A 10,914-nucleotide genomic window follows, 5' to 3' on the forward strand; every position below is an offset into this window, starting at 1 on the left:
ACGGTTGAAACCAAACCTTGACATTGTGATCAGGCATTTTTCCGCCCATATTTTCATTTACCCAATCCACTAAACTAGGATTATTCTGTTCGTTGTCTGAATAAACATAACGTACAGGGATAGCCGATAGTACCGATGGTCCGGGCTTAATTTGGGGAATGCCGGTGCGGCGCCAAGAGGCCCAACCCTCAAACCCGTTCAGAAAACTATCGATGTAATATTGCTCGGCGATTTGTGTCATGCCGCGCTGGGCATTGTAAGCATTTGCGGGTACCGACCAATACGCTGTTTTTTGTGCTTCATCGATAAAAGGGCTTTGCGTTTGCGTAAGCGATCCTACTTGCTTCCATTTATCAAATGATGCATTTACAGCACGTTGGTAAACATCGGCGACGTTTCCATTAACGCCCATATTCCGATGCATAGCTTCTGCTTTCAATAATAGTAGCTCAGCATAGGTCATTAAAAAGGCACGATTTTCCTGACGGATGCGGCGGCTGATGACAGAAAAATCACCATCATTCAGGTTATTGCTTCTATAGTAAGCCGTCTGTTCATCAGAACTTAATCCGGCCGGTTGTCCGCGATAGATAGCTGTCGCACCTGCCCGAAAAGAATTGCGCGTCGGTGCTGCGTAAATGCGTAAGCGCGGATCGGTAGCATTGGTTAGTAAACCAGCTAACGTGGTGCTGATGCGGGCATTGTCACCGAAGTTAACACCACTGCCATCCGCAGGTGGGTTTTGGATAAACCAGGTATAAAAGTTAGTGCCATTATTCCCGTACACCAACGTTGCAGCATCTTCCACACTTTCAAATACCGGATATTGCGTAGCGTTGTTAAAAATTGCAGCAACTTCAGCAGCGACATTTTTCTTGGCTGACTGGCGCATCAGTATCCGTACTTTGAGGGAGTTTGCAAACTTGCGCCAAGAGCTCGCATTGCCATTGTACAAGATGTCGCGGGTAATGGTCGCATTTGCGGGAAGATTCGCCAACAACTGATTTGCTTTTTCCAGATCAGCTAACATCAAACCATACACTTCTTCCTGCGATTGAAACATCGGGAATTCCATCCCATCAATATTGCCCATACCGGCTTGATCATACGGAATATCGCCAAAGGCATCCGTCATGAGGGAAAGAATGTACACCTTATTGATATGTGCAAGCGCTTCATACTGTGGTTGGTTGGCATTTTGTGCAATATCCTTTAGCTGATTGATATCTTTCAATAGGCGCATCGCACCATTCCATTCCTCGCGCCAGGACGCACCTGTTAAATTATAACGTCCATCGCCTTCGCTGGTGCCGCCCGGATAGGCTAAGTGCTGTACATACTGGCCGGCCCGTGTTCCACTAGCTGCCATGGTGCCCACGGCGCCACTGATAATAGGGGGGAGCAGTAGCTCGGGTGGAACGGTAGGTGGATTGTTTGGATCTATGTTTATCTCTTCAAAATTGCTACATGCTTGAAAGGCAAGAGCAGCGGTAACGAGACTCAGAATAAATTTTTTCATGCTGTTTACTTTCTTTAAATTAAAAATTGACGCTGATGGACATGCCGTAAGTGCTCATGGACGGTAGCGACATCGCCTCTACACCCACGAATTGACCATCGTAAGCGGAAACTTCCGGATCAATGTGTGGCACATCGGACCACAATAGGAGGTTTCTACCAATCAAAGAGACGGATGCTCCTTTTAACGGCGTGCGACCTAGCATACTCTTCGGCAGGGCATAGCCGATCTTTAATTCCCGCAGCTTGATGTATGAAGCGTCAAACGTAGCGATGCGGTCATTATCATAATACGAACGCCAGTAATCTCTGACAGGAACGGCAACAGCATTCGGTTGTCCAGTATCCAGGTCTATACCTTCACCAACAATAGTTCCGGCACCATTCGCATCACGAAAAGCAAGTGATTCTGGCAAGCTCCCGGCTTTTATGCCATCGATATAGGTACGTGAGTGAACGACACCACCTTTCTGACCAGCAAAGAGGAAGCTTAAGCTTAGATTTTTATACCTGAAATCGTTGGCTATACTTCCGATCCAATCCGGGTTTACGTTACCCAGATAGCCCCAGTCACCATTTTCTTCTTGCGGACGACCATTTCTATGCGTTAGCTGGCCGTTTTCATTATAGATCAGGTAATCGCCATATAGTGATCCAAATGAACCATCACCTTTGGTGTTTTCCGTACGCAACTCGAGTGATGCCCAACGTTCCAGTTGGCGGATTCGGGTGATACCTTGGTCTTCAGATAGCGACACCACGCGGTTTCTATTGAACGAGTAGTTTACGAATACATTCCACGAGAAATTTTCCGTTCGTATAGGCGTCACATTAAGCATCATTTCCAAACCGTGGTTGGTCATTTCACCCACGTTCATCAATTTGGTATCGTAACCCGAAGAAGGGTTAAGCGTTACCGGTATGATAAGATCTGTGGTTCTACTTTTGTAATAGGTAAGATCTAAGCCTAAGCGGTTGTTGAAGAAGCGGGAGTCAAAGCCAAATTCATAGGAGACAACTTTTTCCGGGCGGATATTTTCATTCGGAAAGTTATTGTTGTGCGTAGCGACAGTTAAGCCATCAAAACCTTGCGATACCAAGAAGTTGGTTCGTGTGCGGTAGGGTTCCAAATCACGACGTACAGAGGAGGTAGCACCGCGTAGTTTGATCATGTTGATCTGACTTCCTGTCCAGCCTAGCAATTCAGAAGCGACTACGCTTAATGATGCCGAAGGATAGAAATACGAGTTATTTGCCTTTGGCAACGCGCTCGACCAGTCATTACGGCCGGTCAGGTCAAGGTAAATCATGTCCTTATAACCCAGCTGCGCCGTTCCATAGATCGAATTAATCCGCTTTTCTTGGTAAACATTACCTGCTAGGATAGGTGCCGCATTGTTGGTCAGGTTATACACGTTAGGAATAGCTAAGCGAGGTGCAATGGCGCCCAAACGTTTTGAAATCTGCGTCATCAAGTTGCCACCGACGGATGCATTGACAGAGAATGCGTCTGCAAAACGCTCGTCGTAGGTAAGCAACATGTCGTGGTTTGTTTCCAAGAAATAAACATCATCTTCTTGATAATAACCATTTTTATGTTGGCTAGAGGACACCGCATGGCGCATTGTACGCTTATCGTTATAAAAGTCGCGACCGGTGCGTGCCATAAACTTTAAGTTCGGAAGGATATCATAAGTCGCTTTTACATTTCCGTATACCCGATCGCGGTCGTTGCCGTTTAGGTTTTCGTTGGCCACAAAATAAGGATTGTTCCAAACGGTTCCGTTCATGTTGAAGATGGGCGAGTTCTGTTGCGTATTATTAGTGCCTTCTTTCCAATAATCTTTCAAAGAATTAATGTCCAGATTTCTCGGCATGAAAAGAAAGATACGCATGATGGCGTCCTCATTTTTTGCGCCATAACTTGCTCTGTTGTTACTGCCTGAATTTACCCAGTTCATCGCCACATCAAGTCGAAGTTTAGGGATAATCTGGTAGCCGGTGTTCAGGCCTATCTGGTTTCGTTTCAGGTCAGTATTGGGCACCATTCCTCGTTGGTTAAGATTGGTGTAGGAGAAACGGTAGTTCAATTTCTCATTGCTTCCCGCGACCGAAAGGTTGTTGGTGAATGTTCTGCTTGTCTCCAGGAAATCACGGAGTTGGTTGCGGTGGGCAACGAATGGGGTTGCTATGCGTTCGCCAGTAGCGGGGTCAATCGGCGAGTCCCACTGCTTGATCAGCTGTCCGTTCAGTGCAGGCCCCCAGTTTTCCATAATGGCATCATACTTCGATGCATCTGTGCCCATACCATCTACATATTCATATATGCCGTATTGCCCTTGACCATACTGATATTGGTAATCAGGCAATTTTAGCGGGGTTCCAATATCCGCATGTGTATTGAACGATACTCCGACACCCTTACTTCCTTTTCCTGATTTTGTGGTGATTAGAATAACGCCGTTTGACGCGCGTGAACCATATAGCGCTGCTGCGTTTGGTCCTTTTAATACAGAGATACTTTCAATATCATTGGGATCAATCTCGCCAGCCGCATTTCCGTAATCCACTTCGCCTTCTCCGGAGGTCATGTTTGGATTGTTGAAATCCTGGCGCCCAGTGAAAGCTCGCGTAGATTGCTCGTTGTTATTACTGATGGGAACACCATCCACAACAAATAACGGCGAGTTGTTGTAGTTGTAACCGCTGACAAAGTTCTGCCCACGGATCTGAATATTGGAGGATGCACCAACACCACCAGATGAATTGGTGACGTTGACCCCGGCCACGCGACCACTTAGGGTATTGACTAAGTTCGTTTCATGCGCTTCTTTGATCAAATCGCCATCAACTTGTTGTACCGAATAACCTACTGATTTTGCAGCACGCGTGATACCGAGCGCGGTAACGACGACCTCATCTAATGCGCTGGATTTATTGCTGAGCTGAAGATTCAATTGTGGGTTCGCGCCGGCTTTTACGACAACCTCCCGATTTACCGTTTCGAAAGCCATATGGCTAACGGCAATAGTGTAGTTTCCTGTCGGAAGATTGACACTGAAATTTCCGTTCGCATCCGTGCTGGTGGTAAAGCCGGTTTGTAGTACGCGTACGGTTGCGTTGGACTGTGCTTTACCATCTGCATCAACGATGCGACCTGTAACACGGTTTGTCTGTTGCTGTGCATAAATAGGATTATGCAAAACGGCACTTAAAGGAAGAGTACCTAAGAGCAGGCTGTACAAGAGCAGTGATGCACCTGTGGCTCGCTTGGCATTGTTTTGATGCCGATTCATTTGTTTACGAAAGATAACCATAAGATTGGGGTACGGATAATATTTTGCTTTACTGTTTAGGCACATTGCATGAGATGTAGACCGAGCTGTGTATCTTTTTCTGTGCGTCACAAAAGTATTAGAGCAGCATTAATTGAATATTATTTCCAAATAAGGTTTAGATAAAGAATTTATAAGCTTCGGCAATTATTCAGCAGCTTATGTTAAACCGATGTTATCTTTCCGTGTCTTTTACTGAAAAAACGTTTTAGTTGGAATTGCGGCTAATTTTTTGATCGATGATGTGCTGCGAGAAATAATGCGGCGATACTGGCTACAGTTTGCAGGATGGCGCCGTTGAACAATCAAAGTTTGCTGGCCATAAAATCGCTGAATAAAGAATACATCTTATAGCCCGCGGCGAACCTTTGAGAACAAAGGCCAAGTTTTAATGGCCTCATAGAATACTTCAATTAAAAGAAAATCGGTGCTGATGTAAAACTCTCCTAAAGAAGTTCCTTCCAAAAAAGTATATTCGTTTTTAGATAATGAATTCGTAGCATGTACATACCGAAAAGATTTAATATAGCTGAAGAATCGACTAAGATTGCTTTGATGAAAAGCCAAAGCTTTGCGTGTTTGGTAACAAATCATTCAGGGCGCTCTATTGGAACACATTTACCTTTCGTGATCGAAGAAGAGGGTGATAAACTCTACTTGGTTTCGCATATGGCGAAAGCGAACGAGCAAATAAGGCACCTTGATGGGCAGGCGTGTATGGTTATTTTCACCGGCCCACATGCTTATATTTCCCCTCAACATTACGACAAGCTTGAATCCGTTCCGACCTGGGATTATATTGCCGTTCACGCGTATGGTAAAGCCACTGTATTAACCCATGTGGAAGATAAAGTAAAAAGTTTGGAGGCGATGATTCAAACGTACGAGCCAGCTTATCAGCAGCAGTGGGCCTCGCTTTCGGAACCGTTTAAATCCGGTATGCTGGGAGGGCTTGAAGCATTTCGGATTGAAGTAAGTGAGCTGCAGGGGCAGGAAAAGTTGAGTCAAAACAAGTCTAGCCAAGAAAAGGAAAGGATTATTGGGAGTTTATCCCACAGCGACCGGCCCGAGGAGCGAGCCTTAGCCGAATATATGCAGGTGTATACGCATCGGCAGGAACCATAAATTGATGGAGATTTTTAATCTCCATCGTGCTTTGTTATTTGTAAATCTGCGGTGCAGAAGACGTTGTTGGCTAGTGCAAATTGATGGGCTTGCGACTCGAAGAAATGCATCATGTAACCAGCTGTATTTGGGAATATGATCAAATCACCGATTTTTGGATAGGTGGCGAATTGTATTTTACGTTTTAGCAAGAATTCCTGCTCCAAACAATAGCCACCAACGAGATACCCATCTACGGGTTCTTGTAATTCCGTAGACTGGTGGGTGATGTGGATCGGATCCAACAAAAAGTCGGCACTGGAACTTTTCATCTGTGTGCGGTTCATTTCTAAGCCGACTAGCAAATTCCCCTCCGTATCATTTTTACGAAACACGACTCGTGCAACGGTGATGCCTGCTTGATCCAGCAAGGAGCGGCCTGGCTCGATTCGTAGCTCTATGTTGCGTGCTTTGATCAACTCGTGGATAGGCTGACCGTAAGACACATCCTCGCTAGACAGAATTTTTTCTAGGAAGACCGCCTTCGGTAACTCGTTATAGTAGGGATAGACGGTGGGTTCCCCATGGAGCTTTCCATCGATAAGGACCATGCCTAAAGGATCATTTTGGTAGGTAATCGCTGGTCGCTGTCCCAATACAGCCTGTTTTAGCTCCTGATGAAAAGCCTCCCATTCCTTTTTGTGCGCCAGATAGTTGACGAGGTATCCTCCACCTATATCTAAATGTTCACACGATATTCCCGCTGCTGCAAGGTCATCAATCAATTTTATAGATTGCGCAATTGCTGCCACACGCTGATCAATAGCGTAACCATTTAAATGGAAATGCAGGCCTGAAAACCGAAGAAACGGATGTTTCTTGATTTGTTCCGTTATCAGTTTGTATGCTTCATCAAGAGGAAAGCCGAAGCGGGTGGGCAGCGTTTTGCCATCCAGCGTAAAGCCACCTATCCGCAGGCTGATCTTTGCTGTTGTCTCGTTCGCAAGAACAATACTATCCAACGAATCGTATTCATCCATATTATCGATAATGATGGTGACATGCTCTTCGACAGCAAGCTCAATTAGCGGTATATTTTTGATAGCGGCTGTCAAGATCAATTGATCTCCCGGGATGCCGGCTTCAAGACACTGCTGTAGCTCCTTATGGCTCGCCGTGTCTACGCCTTCGCCGGCGGCTGCTGCGGCCTTGGCAAAGGTTAGGCATTTGTTTGCTTTGCGCGCAAAGAAGATTTTATGCTTTAGTTCATACTGTTCGAACACACGTTTGTATTCCGCTATGTTTTCTGCAAAAGGCGTAACGCTCTGTATATTGACCGGTGAGCATTGCTGCTTCACGGTATCTGCCAAGAGATCTTTATCAGCTAGCAGTTTTTCTATCCAAGGGTGTATTATCGGTTTTAATGGGATATATTTATCTTTCGCTATAGGCTTCATGTGTATTGTTTTTTTGTAAGCTTAGAAGGTCGTTGACCACAAAATTAGACCAAGACGAGCCTGTATCGTTTCTTTTCCGTGATAAGGAGTCATTGTCTAGCAAAACACCTTCGGTTGGCGTACCGTAGAAAAACAGCGGCGGGTGTGATCCGTTTGGCGAGGCCGTAGTGCGACCATCTGTATCCATCGCTACGCAGCCCGGCTGATATTCCCCGTTAGCAAATGCGGTTACGAGGCCAGCTTGATAGAGTGCACTATAAAGCGGTGCATTTTTCTTCTTCAAATTGCTGCGACCTATTCGGGCATCTATGAGGTAAGAGCAAGCGAAGCTATTGTTTTCGCCCTTAATTTCAAATGTAACTCCATCGCTTTTGTAATGTATTGTAGGGTTCTCTGTTGCTGGGAAGCGAAGAATTCCTGCTTCCGCCAGTGCCCATACTTTTTTCATGTTTTCAATAGGCGGGCCAAAGCTTGTGCGGCAAAAAGCGCCGAAGAACTGCGTGTCAAAAACTTCTTGACTCTCGCTTGTAAAACCTGCGTATTGATACAGCTCGCCTACCCATTTTGTTGCTTCACGCCACACTGCAGAAGCGGCCAGCAGCGGCGCTTGCAATTCGCCAGATTCGGCATGGGCGATGGTATCACGCAATAGCTTCAACATCGCTTCATGGTCGGAGACTGACTCAGGAAACAACAAATTGTCTAAAGTAAACGTTTCTCTTTCCGAAAGCGTAGCAATATGGCGCGCAACCACCCGTTCGTCGCGATCGTTAAGCAAAGTGCTGTAGTATGCGTACTGCGCTTCTGCGTTCAAAACCGGATATAGCTCCTTGTTGAAATCGAGATGTTGTTCCTGCATTACTGTTTGAAAGGCCTGAAGTTGGGCGATTGTTGCGGGCCGAAGTTGATACCGTTCTTCACCATAAATCGGTCCGCGAGGCAAAATGGGAACATTCTTTCTGCTGAACGCGTATACCCGAGGTTCTTCACCAGATGGTAAATAGGAGCCGTCAACTGCAAATTTTCCGCCACGGCCCTCTGTCAAATGTAGAACCGCATCGATGAAGGTTAGTCCTAATCCAACAACTGCAACGTCTGCCTGTGCCGGGATCATGTCGAGCTTTTTCACCGGATAGGCACTTTTGAAATAGTTACCGCGTAATTCAGATTGCACAGCATCAGCGCTAATCAAACTGTTATTTTCATAACAATGTCCGGTAGCTAAAAGCAAGTAGTCTGCTTTTAAAAGTGTTGATGATGCGTGAAGTTTGATAGAAAAATCGGCCGCATATCGGATGTCCTCTACCTTTGCCTGCACTAGCGAAATCGACACATGGGGCGGCACGCTATCCAAAATTTGCTGCAGCGTAGCTTGCAGATAACATCCTACCAGCGCGCGCGACGCGTAGTCTGTCGGGCGAACCACTGTATCATTGTTGCGGTACGTTTTAACCCAATCCAACAAAGTGGGTTGGCTAGGAATGTTGGCATTCACGATTTCGCGATTCCAAGCGTCAATGTTTCCTATACAATAGTTGATCAGCAAGTAGTCTGGTTGGTCTACCTGGTAGTTGTTTCCGCTCCCAAAGTCCTTGCTTTCATTTACCCAAAGAATATGAATATGGTCGTTTTCAGCAGACGCAGTAAGGTCATTCAGTAGACGCTCTAGCGCGTACATTCCCTTCGGACCGCCGCCCACGATGGCTATCGTAGGCCTCTCTGGCGGCATAGCAACTTCTTCCATAGCATCCGGATCTTTAAGGTAGCGGGCTATATGGTGCCGAGCAGCTTTTGCATCATCCTGGATATGTATTGTCTTCCAAACCATATATCTATTAATAGGTGCTGGATGGAAAATGTTTTTGGATCCACTCTTCAGAATACACGCTGTCTAGATATCGTTCTCCGCTGTCGGGGATGAGGGCGACAATGGTCGCATCATTTTCCACATTCGCCATATATTTCTTGATCGCCATGACGACAGCTCCTGACGAGCCACCAGCCAATATGCTTTCTGTATCGAGCAGATGTCTGCATCCCGCAATGCATTCTTCGTCGGATACATGAACGACATCATGTATTTGCTGCATATCTAAAAAATGCGATTTCCGGCTGGCACCCATTCCAGGAATCATGCGCGGTTTAGCTTTATCCTGAAAGATGAGGCTGCCCTCTGCATCAACGGCGATCACCTTTGTTAGGGCGTGCTGCTCGGCTATAGCATCGGCGAAGCCTCGTAACGTGCCACAGGTGCTCGTGGGCACAAAAAGATAATCTGGCGCTGCGCCCATGCTCTGCACAATCTCCCGAAATGTCTGTCGATGTGCGGCAGGATTGTCGGCATTATGATACTGGTCGGGCCAAAAGCTATTTGGCGTGTTATGTAGCAACTCCGCAACTTTCTCCAATCGAGAGTTTAAATAGCCACCCTTCCCATCATGCTTATCAACTTTTACAATCTCGGCACCAAATGTTTTTAGTATTTTTTCTGCCAGTGGATTGATGTGCGGGTCCGTAACCAACATAAGCTTCAAGCCGTGATAGTGGCAAATTCGTGCCAGTCCAATTCCCATATTTCCTGAGGTAGATTCTATAATTACACTGTCTTTATTTATCAAGCCCGCCTGCATAGCACAATCAAGGATATGCTTTGCCGACCGATCTTTAATACTTCCGCCGGGATTTAGCATCTCCAGCTTCCCAAAGATTGCCATAGGAAGATCCGGAAAAAGTTTATCCATCTTCACAAGCGGAGTGTTCCCTATACATGCCAAAATATTATCGGCGAATTGTTTGGTCTGCGTTAATTGCATATAAATATGTTCTACGTGAGTTCGACTGCTTTTCGCAACACTTCCGGCCTTCCCTTTTCGTTCTCAAAAGCGTAATTTACTTACGTCCATATGTTTGCTTAAGTCTATCGCTTTAATAGAACGTCCATGCTGATTAAAGGTTCAAAAAACGGAGGTCGTTTGAAAAGTATAATTACCGGTCGGCAAATTCGAGAGATCGCTCTAGGAAGATTCATTTAAATTGGCATGGTGAAAAACCTTTGGCGCTTAAGTCCGTCCTTCTATTGGAGGCCGATAGGAAATAAGGTGTCATCATTGCGTACAAACAATGATGGAAAGCAACATCCAGCCTCAATCCATCCGTCCTTTGCTAGGACAAGGCAATACTTTTGTAAGGGTAGTATGGTTTCTTAAACGCATTGTCCTACGCTAAACCCTTCCGCCGCATGCCGCGGCAAGGCAAATACTTTTGTAGGGCAAAAGTAATCAAAACCCCGTCGCTTGAAACCTTTGCAGGGGAGGTTTGTGCAATGGCAAATGTCTACATATTGCAAAGCTTTCGATGCGACATTTCGTTTAATAATGGTTGGAAGCGATATAAATAGAATACCTTTCGCATTACGTACTACACATTACTCAATACCAATCCCATCCCACATCCTTTCCGTCCTTAGCCAGGACAGGGCGTTCCTTTTGTAGGGCAAAAGG

At 45.8% G+C, this 10,914-nt stretch carries 6 protein-coding genes; 1 reads left to right on the forward strand and 5 read right to left on the reverse strand.

The genetic code is table 11. The features are described from left to right. Nucleotides 1-1,519, reverse strand: a 1,519-nt coding sequence (locus tag DI53_RS12025; protein ID WP_037499709.1) for a SusD/RagB family nutrient-binding outer membrane lipoprotein, incomplete at its 3' end; no start/stop codon positions are given. 19 nt (nucleotides 1,520-1,538) lie between these two features. Continuing rightward, complete coding sequence (locus DI53_RS12030) at nucleotides 1,539-4,814, reverse strand: SusC/RagA family TonB-linked outer membrane protein (protein ID WP_071790490.1); 3,276 nt, start codon at nucleotides 4,812-4,814, stop codon at nucleotides 1,539-1,541. A 540-nt stretch (nucleotides 4,815-5,354) separates the two neighbouring features. On the opposite strand from DI53_RS12030, the gene DI53_RS12035 reads away from it, so the two are divergent. Beyond that, the gene (locus DI53_RS12035; protein WP_037499711.1) at nucleotides 5,355-5,978 is read left to right on the forward strand and encodes an FMN-binding negative transcriptional regulator; all 624 of its coding nucleotides are present in this window, start codon (nucleotides 5,355-5,357) and stop codon (nucleotides 5,976-5,978) included. Nucleotides 5,979-5,992: 14 nt separating this feature from the next. Here the strand turns inward: DI53_RS12035 and DI53_RS12040 are convergent, their stop codons facing one another. Genes DI53_RS12040 through sbnA form a run of 3 tightly spaced genes read right to left on the reverse strand, consistent with a single transcriptional unit; the run spans nucleotide 5,993 to nucleotide 10,227 of the window. After that, entirely contained in the window at nucleotides 5,993-7,414 is a 1,422-nt protein-coding gene (locus tag DI53_RS12040; RefSeq protein ID WP_037499713.1) for an alanine racemase, read from the reverse strand. Continuing rightward, nucleotides 7,392-9,242 carry an FAD/NAD(P)-binding protein gene (locus DI53_RS12045; protein ID WP_037499715.1) on the reverse strand — a complete coding sequence of 617 codons (1,851 nt, stop codon included), beginning with the start codon at nucleotides 9,240-9,242 and terminating at the stop codon, nucleotides 7,392-7,394. Before DI53_RS12045 ends, DI53_RS12040 begins: the two co-directional genes overlap by 23 nt. 7 nt (nucleotides 9,243-9,249) lie before the next feature. After that, nucleotides 9,250-10,227, reverse strand: a complete 978-nt coding sequence (gene sbnA / locus DI53_RS12050; protein WP_037499717.1) for a 2,3-diaminopropionate biosynthesis protein SbnA — start codon at nucleotides 10,225-10,227, stop codon at nucleotides 9,250-9,252. Nucleotides 10,228-10,914 lie beyond the last annotated feature (687 nt).

It is taken from the genome of Sphingobacterium deserti, from assembly GCF_000757725.1.
GTDB classification, from domain to species: domain Bacteria; phylum Bacteroidota; class Bacteroidia; order Sphingobacteriales; family Sphingobacteriaceae; genus Sphingobacterium; species Sphingobacterium deserti.